We start from the raw sequence: 14,879 nt of genomic DNA, 5'->3' as shown, positions 1-14,879 counted from the left end.
AATGATGATAGGACGCAATATGAAAAAAATGCTGCTAACAGGGCTACTGGTGACGCTGACACTGCCAGTGCTGCTGCTTCCAGGGCAGGCACTAGCTGGCGAAGCCCCGTATGAGGGGTATACGTGGAATCAGTCCGGCAATGAGGTCCGCTCGATTAATGGTTATCTCTACGATTCTTCTATCGATCCAACAGGAACAGATACGGGGTCCTTCAAAAATCCGGAATCTCTCTTTATTAGTGATGACGATTCACTCTACGTAGTAGACACGGGCAATAGCCGTATTGTTCATATGGATAAGGACGGTCGTCTGCTAAATCTGATCGGTGATGCGGAGGGCAGCGGCAAGCTGCAGGAGCCGAAGGGTGTATTCGTGAAAGAGGATGGAACGTTATATGTAGCAGATACAAAAAACGCGCGTATTGCTATTTTTGATAAAAATGGAAAGTTCGTAAAAGAGTTTCTAAAACCGGATAGCCCATTACTGGGTGCTAATTTCTCTTATTCTCCTTCTAAATTAGTTGTAGATAAGCGTGATTATATGTATGTGGTGAGCGATGGTAACACGCAGGGGTTGCTGCAAATTGACTCGGGCGGTAAGTTCAAGGGGTTCTATGGAGCGAACCATGTAGGCTTCTCCTGGACACGACTCTTAATTAAGCTGGTGGCCACCAAAGAGCAGCAGAACCAGCTGGCGACCGTTAAACCTTCTGAGTTCTCAAACGTGGATCTGGATGAAGAAGGATTTATCTACAGCACAACCCTGGGCGAAGAGTATAACCAGATCAAACGGTTATCTCCGGTAGGCGTAGATACGCTAAACATTGGTAAACGCTGGTACGGCGATTATTACTCCGAGGGTCCATTCAGTATGGCTTCCTTTATGGGGATCAGTATTGATAAGAACGGATTTATAACCGCGCTGGATTTGCAGTCCAGTAAAGTCTTTCAATATGACAAGCTGGGGAATTTGTTATTCAGCTTCGGCGGGATTGGGGATCAGAATGGACTCTTCGTGACTCCTTCCGCCGTAGATCAAACCGCTGATGGTCTGATCTATGTAGTGGATAAAGGACGGGGCAGAATCGATCGCTTCCGGACCACGCCGTTTGCGGATTTGGTTCATCAGGCATCTTTGCTATATGTAGATGGCAGCTATGACGAAGCGCAATCCTTATGGCAAGAGGTGCTGCGATTGAACGCCAATTATGATATGGCTTATCAGGCTATCGGCAAAGCACTTTATAAAGCAGAGCAATATAAGGAATCTATGAGCTATTTCAAGCTTTCAAATTCCAAAGCTGACTATTCATCCGCTTTCCGCGAATATCGTAAATTGTATATCCGGGAGCACTTTACTTATTTCTTCGCCGGCGGAATTGGACTGTTCTTAGTACTGTTCTGGAGTGCGCCGAGATTATACCGGAGATTCCATACCTGGCTGTATAGAGGAAACAAGGCAGTATTGGACCCGGCAAAGGGGGAGATTGGATGAACACTTTGCGAATGATTCATCAGGTTGTAGTTCATCCTTATCAGTTCTATAACGATATTCAAGGAAAGCAGCGTATCCGCTGGATACAGGGGATTGCCATCGTTCTACTGACCTTTGTGGCACGAATGATCTCGATTCTGATTACAGGGTATGCTTTTCAAACTAGAGAGCCGCATGAAATCTCTATGTTTCATGAGTTTATTTGGCTTATCGTTCCTTGGTTGACCTGGTGTGTCTCGAACTGGGGTGTCAGTACGATTATGGATGGTGAGGGAAAATTTAAAGAGATTTTTGTGGGCAGTGCCTTTGCGCTTGTTCCATACATGCTCTTTATCATCCCAGTCACACTGCTAACGTTGGTCCTTTCGCTGGATGAGGCTTCAACCTTCAATCTGCTGCACAAGTTTGTGATTCTTTGGGTGGCTTGGTTGATTTTAATGAAGGTGAAGATCCTGCATGATTTTGAGATTCGCAAGGTTATTTTTATCACCATAATCAGTGTAATAGGGATCGCCATTATCTGGTTTGTAGGCATTTTGCTATTTGGTATTTCCAATCAATTTGTTTCATTTATTGTCGATCTGCTCAAAGAATTGAGATTGCGCGCGTAAGGAGGGAAAGGTAACACGATGAGAAAAAAAGTTAAAGTGCGGGGCATTCTCTGTATTGTTGTGATGATGCTGTTCGCAGTGATAAATGTTCAACCCCTACACAGTTCCGCCGATCCGTCCACCGCTGCGCAGTCTGTTCAGACTGAAGAAAGCAAAGAGGTTGGGCAAGAGCAAACATCGGTGGTGACTGAACCAGCTGAAGGGCAGGCCACTTCTGTACAAGAAAAGGAGACCACGGTTCCCGTAGAAGAGCAGGCTCCAGCCGCTGTAGCAGCACCTGTACAGAAGGTTGAGCTGCAGCCGGTCACGCCTGGAACAAAAGCATTGGAGAACGAACGCTATATTTTATATGTAGATGAGAAATCGGGAAATCTTCGCATCACAGACAAAATCACAAACAAGGAGTGGCTTGGATCTCCACAGCTGGAGCGAACAGCCATGCCAAATATTAAGAAATACACGACCGCGCCGATTTATGCCAGATACACACAGGGGGCTGATATTACACAGGTCTACCCACTTAAAGATGAAGACTCCACGGTTACCGTAACGATTGAGCAAGATGTCGTCCGCGCGGAGTTTGCTTTTATTAGCCTGAAGCTTTCTTTTGCTCTGGAGTACAGACTGACTGCTAATGGATTTGAGGCTTCCATTCCACAGGAGTACTTGAAGGAAGAGGGGAATGCGAAATTCACGAGTCTGGAGGTTCTGCCATTTTTTCATGCGGCTAGAGAAGATGCAGAGGGGGCAATGATGCTTCCAGATGGTTCAGGGGCATTGCTGGAGTTTCGGAAAGATCATCCCGCTTATTTGAAAGGTTATTCTGAATACATTTACGGCGGGGACGAAACCTTTGTGAAACAAAATCATGAAATTACGGATAACTCTTGGCAAAAGGCGGCACCTCTTAAAAAAGCTATCGCTTTGCCAGTGTTTGGGATCTATCAGGGAGACACCGGATATTTAGCAATTGTCACTAAGGGAGATACCGATGCTAAAATCAACGGTGTTCCATCAGGCATTCGCGCTATTTCGCTTTATAGAGCATCAAGTGAATTCACTCTGCGCAAGGATGATGTTATTTTTGTCGGCAATTCCGGCCAAATTCCTTATTATCAGGGTGAGATGATCAAAACCGATCGTAGCGTACGTTATGTTCTGCTCCAAGGCGAGGAAGCCAACTACGTTGGGATGGCGAAGGAATACCGTAATTACTTAATGGAAGAGAAAAAGGTCAAGGAAGTAGTTCTTGAGAACACGCCATTGTATCTTCAAGTGCTCGGCGGGATTTCACGTGATGAAGTCATCGGTTCAACTTTTATAGAAGCAGCTACGTTTAAACAAATCAAGAACATGATTGATCAATATCAGGCAGAGGGTGTTACTCAGCTAGAGATTACGATCGAGGGATGGTCCAAAAATGGTTTATACGGAAACCAGCCAGAACAATTCCCTGTTGAGAAGAAGCTGGGAGGCAAAAAGGGACTTAAAGAGCTTCAGGAATATGCCGCAGGCAAGGGCGTAAATCTTTATTTGAAAGCTAACTACGTGAAACCTTACCAAGATAGCAACGGCGTGAAGGCAAGCAGAGATGCTGTCCGCGGTATTAATCGTGAAGTCTTGAAGCAGTACGTCTACTATCTCTCTACCCGGTGGAATACGGATGATTATTTCTATTTAATGAAACCTAGTGTTATCGCAAAACGCAGTAATGCTGAGTTAAGCAAGTTTCAGGATCTGGGTGTGAAGGGTGTACAGTTTGAACACTTTGGAAGCTTGCTATACTCCGATGAGGATAATAAATCCAATACGGACCGCCAGCTTACAGAAGATACTTATGTTAATGCATTGGATAACTTCCGTAAAGGTGAGCTTAACACGGCAGTAGATTATGGTTTTGCCTATACATTAGGACATGTGAACCGGATTGATCAAGTGCCGCTCGACTCCAGTCAATTTGTCTATACAGATCGGGCGATTCCTTTCTATCAACTGGTGTTACACGGCTTAGTGCCTTATACAGCAAGCCCGGTTAATCTGTACGATGATTCCCGTAACCAAACCTTACGGGCGCTGGAATATGGAGCCCTTCCAAGTTATGAATTAACCTATGCTCCGACTAGCGATCTTCAGAGAACCATGGCAGACCGGCTGTTCAGCTCTAGTCTTGAGAACTGGCTGGCACCTTCTGTGCAGAATTATCTCGCATTGAAAGAGGTCTATGACAGCATTAGCAACCAGCAAATGACGAATCATGAGCAGCTGCAAAGTAAGGTCTTTCGGACGACTTATGCAAACGGTGTGAGCATTATAGTCAACTATAATGAGCAGTCCGTTGACGTGTCTGGTCAGACCGTCGAGGCATTCAGCTATGCGGTAACAGGAGGATGATGAAGTGAAAAAATCAAAGCTATCGATGCGAGCGCGTTATTTCGTTGAAGGATATTCCTTCATCGGCCTGTGGCTGGTCGGATTTCTGGTGTTTATGGCTGTTCCGCTGGGCCGTTCCTTGTATTATTCCTTTCAGGATCTCCAAGTGAGCAAAGGCGGCTTACTGGCCACTTTTGTTGGGATGGAGCATTATCGCGCCGCTTTTACTACAGATGTTAATTTCTTGCCTCTGCTCAAATCGACGATGGTGTCGACGGTGACTCAGGTTCCGTTAATTCTTATCTTTTCGCTCTTTTGTGCGATTCTGCTAAATCGCGGACTCGTAGGAAAAACCTTTTTTCGTGGCGTGTTCTTTTTGCCGGTCATCATTGCTTCAGGGGCGATTCTGGGCAAATTGATGGATCAGGGTGCCGCAAATTTACCAATTTTTTATAATCAGGATTTATATGATAAGCTCCATAACTTTATCCCCGGCGACATTTTGAAGTCGTTGCTGAAATATGCAGAATCTTTAACGCTGGTGATGTGGGATTCTGGCGTGCAAATTCTGATTTTTCTAGCGGGGTTACAGACGATTTCTGTTTCACTGTATGAAGCGGCCAAATGTGATGGAGCAACCGCGTGGGAAAGCTTTTGGAAAATCACCTTCCCGATGATTATGCCGATGATGCTTGTAAACACGTTGTTTAGTATCGTCAGCTCATTCACGAAGGCAGATAATCAAATCATGAGTCATATTTTGAATGTCGTCTTTAAGAATAATGATTTTGGATATGGCTCAGCGATGGGTTGGATTTATTTTGTGTTTATTTTCTTGGTTCTGGGTTTGGTCTTCCTGTTATTCAGCAAGTCGCTCGGTGCCACCGAAGGGAGGAAGTAGAAGATGTTGAAGGAATCCGTAAAGCAGGTTCGGACAACGAACATGGAACATCTGACAACTCGTCTAAAAGCAAGCGGCAAGCTGGACAGGGTCGTGAAACGTTCGCTTCAGGTGCTGAATATCGCTTTTTATTACTTGGTTATTCTCAGCTTAACGTTCGTATTCCTATATCCCTTGTTATACATGGTATCCAAATCCATGATGCAAGTAACAGACGTAGCTGATGCCACAGTGCAATGGCTTCCGAAAAAGATAAGTTTTGGCAACTATTTTCTGGCATGGGATTCGCTTAAATTCTGGGCCGGGTTCGCAAATAGTGCGATTATTTCTTTCGGGAGTGCGGTTCTGCAAATCTTAAGCTGTTCCTTAATCGGTTATGGTTTTGCCAGATACCGTTTCCCAGGCTACGCAGTATGTTTCGTTCTGCTGCTGTTTACTTTTCTAGTTCCACCGCAGACGATTGTTGTGCCACTGTATTTGTTCTTTAGTGACTTGGGGTGGATTAATACACATTTGCCGTTTGTGGTTCCTTCTATGTTTGGGCACGGGTTGAAGGGGGCATTATTCGTACTGATCTTTATTCAGTTCTATCGCGGAATGCCTAAAGTGTTGGAGGAAGCAGCACGTATCGATGGTGCAGGCGCATTCAGAACGTACTGGAAAATCATGTTTCCTATCGCCAAGCCGGCAATGCTGATCGTATTCTTGTTCTCTGTGGTATGGCACTGGAATGACAGCTTTGAACCGAATACGTATTTAACAACACCGGATTTCTATAATCTGTCGCAGCGATTAGCGATGTTTTATGGTTCCAATAATCAGGCAGCGGAGACGATGTCGCAAATGACTTCGGGTTCTATTGGGATGGCCCCAACTGGACTGAATCAGGTTATGGCGGCGTGTATTCTAACCATTCTGCCAATTCTGATTCTGTATTTGTTCGTACAGCGTCATTTTGTAGAAAGTGTGGAACGCTCCGGTATTGCCGGGGAATAACTTTATTTACTAAAAACCAGCAAGCTCTCTGTGTGGAGGCTTGCTGGTTTTATTTTTAGGTAAAGGGTCTTCAAATTAGTATATCAATTCGGTTAAGATGGATAAGTATCCGATAAACTGTATTAGAAATACACATCCAAACCAAGGGAGTCAGACGATGAATAAACGCAAATCGGGATTTGAGCACAGTACAGTATCCATTGCTGAGAAGAAAGTTACTTGGCTGGAGCTATTTTATGATCTGCTTTTTGTAGCAGCAGTTTCAAAAGCGAGCCATGTCCTATTGCATGTAGAGGCGGGTACAATTCCACTTGAATACTTATCCAAATTTATCTTAATATTTATTCCGATCTGGTGGGCTTGGGTAGGGCAATCGCTTTTTGTGAATCGGTTTGGGCAAGATATCTTTTCACATCGGATATTCTTGATTCTACAATTATTTTTTGTATTAATAATGACGGCGAGCCTATCGGTTAACTTTGATCAATATTATATGCCATTCTTAATAGGTTATGTTGGTTTAAGAGCTATGACAGCCATTCAATATCTTACGATAAATAAGAATGAAGCGGCTGATAGAAAGGGCACTGCCCGGTATTTGGGAAGCAGATTTTGGATTGGATTAGTGATCTCTTCTTTATCACTTTTCTTTGACTCTTGGATGCGTTATGTAGTTTTGTATGCGGGAATTACTGTAGACATTCTGCTTCCATTAGTAGGCCGGAAATACTTGGTGAAAAGTCCGATCAATACTCATCATTTATTGGAACGCTTTTCGTTGTTTACGCTTATTCTGCTTGGGGAATCAGTGGTCAGTATCCTTGCGGTTTTACAGTCTAGCCACTGGACATGGCAATCTATTGTATTTGCATTATTAACTTTTCTATTAATTATAGCTATGTGGTGGCAATATTTTGATAATGTTGAAAAGAAAGTGGATAAGACTATAGAGACTGCCGGGCAAACCATAATTTACGGGCATTTATTTATTTATGTATCCTTGAGTATGATTGCAGCTTCGATCCAACTGCTATTTTTAGATCAATTAAATTATATATTTATGGTGTGTTTTATTTTTGGATCGGTCCTGCTCTACTTCTTCTCTACCTCACTGGTCTTCCATAAATATAGACGTATACAGCAACGGTTAGGGATATTCCATTTGACGTTATTATTAGGTTTACTTGGTGTTTTTTTCGTAGTAGATTTGTTGTTCCTTATACCTAATTACCTGATCATTGGTGAAATGATGTTATTTTTTGTGGTATATGCAAAATTAACGACGTAAGCTTGTTGTGCCGAAGCTGAATACGAAAATAAGAAGGAAGCTGATCCGTGTGATCGGCTTCCTTCTTGTTTTAGATCCCATGAAATATAATCTATCTAGTTACGATCGAACGGGGAGGCTTATTTCATAATATGTATAAGATTGTATTTTTTGATGTGGACGGTACTCTAGTGAGTGAAATTGATAGAAGTATCCCACTTAGCACGCTAGAAGCAATTGAGAAGTTGATAGAGAGAGGAATTAAAGTCGTAGTTGCAACAGGGAGACCGCATAACTTATGTGAAGAGTTCAAGTCTATGGGCATTGATACCTTTATTTCTGCTAACGGTGCGCTTATCAAATGTAAGGATAACGTTATCTATAAATCAACGCTTTCAACAGAAACCGTGCGGGAACTCTTGGCTTTTGCTGAGTTGAACGGACATGGCATGTCCTATTTCACCGAACTTTTAATCATGAACGGAATGGGTTCCGAGGATGAGCGCGTTATGAAGGCATTAAAGGAGACTTTGAGTCTTACACAATATCCCGAAAAAATGAGCGCTCTGCCAGAGGAGGTTTACTGTATATGCTTGTATGCGGACGAAAATGAAGCGCAAAAATTCCAAGATAGATTTCCTGAATTATGGTTCGAACGTTTTCACGGATACGTTATGAATGTGCTTGAAGAAACAAAAGTTTCTAAATCAACGGCGATTAAACAGGTGCTGGATTATCTGAATATTTGCAAGTCAGAGGCTATCGCGTTTGGTGACGGTGGGAATGATATCGACATGTTGGAGTATGTGGGATTGGGCATTGCGATGGGAAACGGTGCGGAACAGTTAAAACAAAAAGCCGATTTTGTTACAAAAAAAGCAAGTGAAGGCGGGATAGCCTACGCATTAAAGAAATTTGGTGTCATTTAAGCTTGCAGCAAACGAGTTGAAGAAAAATTAATTGCGATCATTTGTACAAATCTAACAGCGACAGCCCAAGACTTTATCAGTCTATGGCTGCGGCTGCTTTATGGATTGTGTGGTATCCACACATAGAACTGCATGTGATTCCTGGTTCTTACTGCCCTAGAAGAGCCGGCACAATAAATCGGCCGAAAACATTTGCAGGAGAGCCTTTTTTGTACTTATCCGCGGTGATAACGGCAACCAGCTCGTAAGCAGGAACTACAATGATATGCTGCCCTTTAAAGCCGAGTGCAAAATAATAAGGGATCTCGTTCGGCTGTTGCTCTGAACCTGCATTGAATTGGGATACCCACCAATGCCAGCCGTAGAATCCTTTTTGCGGATGATTGGCTTCAACGTAAGGGAGAGTAGATTGCTGAATTGTATCTGGAAAAAGGATCTGCTGATCCTTCCAGCGTCCCTCTTGCAAATAAAGTAAGCCGAATTTCAGCATATCCTCCGGCTTCAGATGAAGTCCGAACCCACCGGTATGTATGCCTTGCGGATCGCTCTCCCAGTGATAGCTTTGAATGCCAAGTGGTTGAAACAGCTGGTCTTCGGCAAATTCTGCAACCGCCTGTCCAGCACAATCACGCAGGATTGCGGACAAGAGCTGAGAGGAGCCTGAGTTATAAGTCATCACGGTTCCTGGTGTATGAGCTAATGGCTGTGCAAGCACAAATTTTATCCAGTCTGCGGTTTTAGTCATGGCCGGAAAAGAATTCTGCCCACCAAACTCTGTCCAGTTAAAGCCTCCGGTCATCGTTAATAAGTGTTCGATAGTGATCTCTCTTTTACGTGGGTCACGATCTTCTTTTAATGAAGGAAAAAATAAAGAAATAGGTGTGTCTGGAGGTGGAATCATTTGTTTATCTATGGCTATGCAAACTAAGGCGGAGAGTACGCTTTTGGTGCACGAGTTGATTTTGCCAAGCTCTTCAGCGATTTGTGGATCGCGGTAATGCTCCAGTATGGGTTCTCCATGTTGAATGATCAAACAACTGCGAATGTCTAGGTTAGTAATACCGTCAATAAGCGGCTGAAGGTTCCAGTCAGTAATGTCGGTGACCCCCTTTCTAGATGAATTATAGCTGCAACTGTTTACCATTATAGCTCACATCACAAAAATGTCGTAATTTCCTGTCGTTAAATAATTATGGAAAATACAAGAAAATATCTGTATAATAATATGAATCACGTGTTAGAGGAGGATGAATTCTTTTGAAAAGCAATAGTACTCTTTTTGTTCATCAAACAGCTAAAACGGTATTAATCACTTCCGTTGCACTCGCGTTACTCTTACCCCCTGGCTTAGCCGCAGCCGATTCTATATCTGTTAGCAGCAACACTTCCGTAACGCAGGTTAGTACGCAATCAGCGGCTCCAGCTACGACTACGAAATCTGAGGCTGATCCTGCAAAAGTGAAATTCACGCAGGAGCAAGCCATTGCAAAGTTAAAAGAACTATTCCCATCTCTAAAAGATGCAACTGTAAACAATGTTCAACTGGGATCTAACCAAAGCTACCCAGCTCCAGCAAATCAAATGATCTGGCATATTCAGTGGCAGGTTCAAGAAGGGAATATAGGATATGGTTTTAGCAGTGAGGTAGACGCCATTAATGGTGATATCATCAACACCTATCTCTCATTCTCCCAGGAGAAGAACGAATCCTATTATCCACCGAAAGTATCGCAGACTCAGGCATTGGAGATCGCTAAGACTTTTGTGGCTAAGGCAGCCTCATCGGTTAAGAGCAGTGAGCTGCAATTAAATGAGAATGTTGGTTATAGTTATTTTTCGGAATCATTATTCGGTCCTGTTCAATATGGATATAACTTCAGTATTCTGAAAAATGGTATTCCTTCTGGTTCGGACAGCATTAACATAGTTGTGGATGGTAACGGAACTGTAACGCAATTCTCTAAGTCTTCTCAAGGGCTTGAGTACCCGTCTGCACAGCCCAAGATTACCTTGGAGCAAGCACAGAAGCAATTTGCGGAACAGTTTGATGTGGGCCTATTTTACATTCCTATTTATAAGAACGGAAAACCTAACAACTGGATCCTAGGCTGGCGTCCAATAGATCAGTCTCTATATCCTATCGATGCATTAACGGGTAAGCGGATAGATTATGAAGGAAAAGAATCCGTATCCACCTCAGTCGTGTATTCAGAAGTAGCGAAGAGCAAGGATGTTTTTCAGGCAAGAAGTTCTAGTACAGAGCTTTCTGCAAAAGAAGCAGCACAGCTTGTAGAGAAGGTTGCTTATATCCCGGCAGATCGTAAATTGATCTCGCAAACCTTGAGAAATGACTATCAGGATTCAGATCGGAAAATCTGGCAGCTATACTGGGGCAGTAATGGAAATGATCGTTACATTGGTGCTGGCTTTCCAGAACAATCCTCTGCCGAGATCGATGCAAAGACCGGTGAAGTATTGCAGTACCAGGTTCAAGCTTATGGTGCTATTCAGGATAAGAAGAAGGAAGAGCCGGCACCTGCTGGAGGTAAGAAGCTTAGTGAGGCTGAAGCGAAGGTGAAAGCGCTTAGTATAATTAATAGTCTATATCCTCAGGCGAGCCAGAAGCTAAAGCTGGTAGAATACGGGGATAATTCGAGTTTGACTTCAGACGGATCAGGATATGGATACCAGTTTATTAGATATCATCAAGGAATTCCTGTGAGTGACAGCACCATTACGGTAAGTTTGGATCTTTACGGCAGACTGACTTCTTACATGGGGAATCGGATAAGCGGTATCGATGGAATCACATTATCGCCTGATGCAACAATTTCCAAGAAAGAAGCGCTCGAAAGTTATAAGCCTAAATATCAGACTAAGCTGAAATATACTCAGGTTGGTGGATACAATACTTATAGTAACTATGTCGCACCGAAGGTGAAGCTGGTATATGATACAACCTTTGATGAATCTAACGGATTAAATCAGGTTTTGGATGCAGCTACTGGAAAATGGGTTGCGGTGTATGATTACCTCGGTCAGCAGGATGCTCAACTATCTGCAACGGACATCAAAGGTCATGCAGCAGAGCGGGAATTATCAGAATTGGTAAACCACCATGTGATTACACCGGATGCCGATGGCAAAGTGAACCCGGATCAAGAAATAACTGTCGGTGATTGGTTATCCTATCTTGCCAAAGCTTCTAGTCCGAATTTCACCAATTATTATAATAATAATGAACGAAAAACTGTGGCAGGCGTGAAGCCAGAGAATTCATATTATGATGCAGTTATTTTTGCAGCAGATCGTAAATGGATCAATAAGGATGAAAGCCTGCAAGTAGAGAGTAAGTTAACCCGGGAACAGCTTGCTGTTCATCTGGCTAATTTCTTGAAATACAATAAACTCACAGCTTATCTTGATAAAGATGTGACTGTAAGTCAGTTTAGTGATAGCTCAGCTATAAACAATAAGGGGGCCGTGGCTCTTGTTGTGAAATTGGGACTCTTAAAGGATGACAACGGCAAGTTTAATCCGCAGCAGAATGTAACAAAAGCGCTGGCGGCTTCGGTGATCATGAAGCTAGTGGAGCTGCAAGGAAAGACCGATCAGATCATAGGTCAATAAGTGTTAATAAGACAGCCAGGCAGCGATTCTCCGACGATTGGAGAATCGCTGCCTGGTTTTTTAGTTTGCAGCGCGACGGATTGACTAAAGCATCTCTATCTGGCAAATGCAGTTTCCAGTATTCTCTTAGCATTTTTTGTGCGCCGATTCTTGCTGGAATCCGCAAAATAACTGCATTCTATACAGCTATTTCTTATGCAAAAGGTGAATGTGTATCTTTAATTGCATTCTCTGCAACTAAAAACTAGAGAATTCACCTATTGGCGAGAAAAGCAAGAATATAAGTGTACGAAATACACTTATATCCTTTGGCCGAGTGATTTGATGCATTATAAGTGTACTAAATACAATTAAACGCGTAATACCGCGTAATTCAATGCTTAATTCAACGCTTAATTCAACGCTTAATTTAATCCTCAGCGTAATCCTCCGCGCAATCCTCAGCGTAATCCTCCGCGCAATCCTCAGCACAATCCTCCGCGCAGTCCTCAGCGCAATCCTCCGCGCAATCCTCAGCGTAATCCTCAGCGTAATCCTCAGGGCAATCCTCCGCGCAATCCTCAGTCCAATCCGCCTACACTATGCAACCGCCGGCTCACTATATAGGTAATCTTGATGGCTAAGATTCCTAAGGGATAGCATAAGGATCAGCCTCTTTTTTGTGTAATTAATTACCAATACATAGACACTTACAAACTCACAGTATTATGATAATCAGAGTGACCCTAAAGCGGAGCTTTGTTAGGCGAACATGAATAGGTAAAGAAAAGATACCGAATGTAAACGGTTCACACTCGCTGTGTTAACGCTTTCTTCTTACAATTAGGATATAGAAAATAAGGGAGGTTCAATAGATGAAAAGAAAGATTAAAGGCTTGCCTTTAATGGCATCTGCCATTGTTTTATCATTAGTTTTCAGTGGTTGCTCCAGCAATAATAGTGGAAACAGTAGTAGTACCGCAGAGGGAAACACTAGTGCGCAAACGGAAATGGAAGGCGGCCCTTTAACAAAATATGATCCGCCGATCAAACTTCGCTCCACGATGAACGAGACAGGCAAAGAGACGTTGGCGCAGGGCGATACACATTCCAATAACATCTGGACCAGAGGATACGAGGAAGAGCTTGGGATTAAAGTGTCCTATGACTGGATTGTGGCTGATGCTAACTATAACGATAAAATGAATGTTACCTTGGCGAGCGGGGATTTACCTGATTTGTTAAAGGTGTCCACGGTGCAATTCGAGCAGCTTTATGAAGCTGGCATGTTGGAGGATTTGACCGGGGTATTTGATAAATATGCTTCGGATCTTGTCAAAGAATATTACGCTGAAGAGGACGGAGCAGGGCTTAAGCCGGTTACGAAAGATGGAAAACTGATGGCGATGGTAAGCTTCCCGGGTTCGCTGGATTCCTCTGATATGATATGGATTCGAAAAGACTGGATGGACAAGCTGAATTTGGCAGAGCCAACATCCATGCAGGATATTATTAAGATTGCAGAAGACTTTACATTTAAAGATCCAGACGGAAATGGCAAACAGGATACTTACGGCATTTCGTTGAACAAGGACTTGCCAATCAATGCGTTTCTACTCGGGTACCATGCTTACCTGGAAACTTGGATCAAAAACGCCGATGGCGAGGTTGTGAATGGTACGATTCAACCGGAGGTAAAGGCTGGACTTGCGGAGCTGCAAAGATTGTATAAAGAAGGAGTCATTGATCCAGAGTTTGGAGTGAAAGACTTTGCCAAAGCGATGGAGGATGTGAATGCTGGTAAATCCGGTATGTTATTTTTGCCGCAATGGGCCCCTTTCCAAGTAAAGGACATGATTAAAAAGGATCAAAATGTTAACTGGGTGCCTTATCCAGTACAATCTATTGATGACCAACCTGCCAAAACCCAAAACCATCTTACAATTGGTGGCGTATTCGCGGTCCGTAAGGGCTACGAACATCCGGAGGCATTGATCAAGCTGCTTAACTTCCAAGCAGAGAAAATGTTTGGAGAGTCCGCTAAAACGGAACGGGCAAAATATTTGAACGGGGACACAGGTTTGGGCTTCCAAAATGCGGTTGTATCCAACCTGCCACCGAACAAAAATGTAAAGGCACAGGATGAAGTGGAAAAAGCCCTTGAATCGGGAGATACCTCAAACATGGGCCTTGAAGCTAAATTATTCTATGATGATATTCAAAGCTACCGCGGTGGAGATCTTGATAAATGGCATATGGAACGGATCTTTGGGCCGCTTAGCTCACAATCGGTTATCAAACACTACCGCGACAATGACTTGGTGTTGATGAATGAGTTCATTTATGCCCCAACTAAAACGATGAACAGCAAAGCGGCTACCTTGGATAAACTGCGTGCAGAGACCTTTGTCAAAATCATTTACGGAAGTCTTCCTATCGATGAATTCGACAAATTCGTAGCCAACTGGAAAAAGCTCGGTGGAGATCAAATAACGAAAGAAGTAAATGATATCGTAAAAGCAAACTAGTAAAAACGACACAGAAGAGGACTGCCCCTAGTCATGATAATGACAAACGGGCAGTTCTTTTTTTGGCTGAACAGCTATTCGGTTCGATAACCAGGTCAACAAAAGATACTTAAAGTCAATACGCTACACTATTAAGGCAATTTGGGGCTGCTCTATAATTGAGATACAAGGAG

The 14,879-nt window shown here is 43.2% G+C and carries 10 protein-coding genes; 9 read left to right on the top strand and 1 reads right to left on the bottom strand.

The window, feature by feature from the left end; translation table 11 throughout:
• The first annotated feature begins 1 nt into the window (after position 1).
• The 7 genes from NSQ55_RS24745 (at position 2) to NSQ55_RS24715 (ending at position 8,569) form a co-directional block, all read left to right on the top strand.
• Positions 2-1,495 (top strand): hypothetical protein, encoded by a 1,494-nt coding sequence (locus NSQ55_RS24745; protein WP_339169573.1) that lies wholly within the window; start codon positions 2-4, stop codon positions 1,493-1,495.
• Positions 1,492-2,106 carry a YIP1 family protein gene (locus tag NSQ55_RS24740; protein ID WP_076129177.1) on the top strand — a complete coding sequence of 205 codons (615 nt, stop codon included), beginning with the start codon at positions 1,492-1,494 and terminating at the stop codon, positions 2,104-2,106. Before NSQ55_RS24745 ends, NSQ55_RS24740 begins: the two co-directional genes overlap by 4 nt.
• A gap of 18 nt (positions 2,107-2,124) precedes the next feature.
• Positions 2,125-4,497 carry a DUF5696 domain-containing protein gene (locus tag NSQ55_RS24735; protein ID WP_339169572.1) on the top strand — a complete coding sequence of 791 codons (2,373 nt, stop codon included), beginning with the start codon at positions 2,125-2,127 and terminating at the stop codon, positions 4,495-4,497.
• 4 nt (positions 4,498-4,501) lie between these two features.
• A complete protein-coding gene (locus tag NSQ55_RS24730) occupies positions 4,502-5,377 on the top strand; it encodes a sugar ABC transporter permease (RefSeq protein WP_081382489.1) in 876 nt (291 codons plus the stop codon).
• A gap of 3 nt (positions 5,378-5,380) precedes the next feature.
• Positions 5,381-6,373 (top strand): carbohydrate ABC transporter permease, encoded by a 993-nt coding sequence (locus NSQ55_RS24725; protein ID WP_051491074.1) that lies wholly within the window; start codon positions 5,381-5,383, stop codon positions 6,371-6,373.
• Positions 6,374-6,572: 199 nt separating this feature from the next.
• Positions 6,573-7,661 carry a low temperature requirement protein A gene (locus NSQ55_RS24720; RefSeq protein ID WP_339174597.1) on the top strand — a complete coding sequence of 363 codons (1,089 nt, stop codon included), beginning with the start codon at positions 6,573-6,575 and terminating at the stop codon, positions 7,659-7,661.
• Positions 7,662-7,792: 131 nt separating this feature from the next.
• Positions 7,793-8,569, top strand: a complete 777-nt coding sequence (locus NSQ55_RS24715; RefSeq protein WP_339169569.1) for a Cof-type HAD-IIB family hydrolase — start codon at positions 7,793-7,795, stop codon at positions 8,567-8,569.
• A gap of 148 nt (positions 8,570-8,717) precedes the next feature.
• Here the strand turns inward: NSQ55_RS24715 and NSQ55_RS24710 are convergent, their stop codons facing one another.
• The gene (locus NSQ55_RS24710; protein WP_339169568.1) at positions 8,718-9,713 is read right to left on the bottom strand and encodes a serine hydrolase; all 996 of its coding nucleotides are present in this window, start codon (positions 9,711-9,713) and stop codon (positions 8,718-8,720) included.
• 113 nt (positions 9,714-9,826) lie between these two features.
• Between NSQ55_RS24710 and NSQ55_RS24705 the strand changes: the two genes are divergently transcribed.
• Together NSQ55_RS24705 and NSQ55_RS24700 are read left to right on the top strand one after the other, a co-directional pair.
• The gene (locus tag NSQ55_RS24705) at positions 9,827-12,199 is read left to right on the top strand and encodes a YcdB/YcdC domain-containing protein (protein WP_076279966.1); all 2,373 of its coding nucleotides are present in this window, start codon (positions 9,827-9,829) and stop codon (positions 12,197-12,199) included.
• 854 nt (positions 12,200-13,053) lie between these two features.
• Positions 13,054-14,706, top strand: coding sequence for an extracellular solute-binding protein (locus tag NSQ55_RS24700; protein WP_076194604.1), 1,653 nt, complete (start codon positions 13,054-13,056; stop codon positions 14,704-14,706).
• The last annotated feature ends 173 nt before the right edge of the window (positions 14,707-14,879 follow it).

The sequence above is a fragment of the Paenibacillus sp. FSL H7-0943 genome (assembly GCF_037963265.1).
Taxonomy (GTDB): Bacteria; Bacillota; Bacilli; order Paenibacillales; family Paenibacillaceae; genus Paenibacillus_AQ; species Paenibacillus_AQ odorifer.
This window is presented reverse-complemented; position numbering and strand designations above follow the sequence as displayed.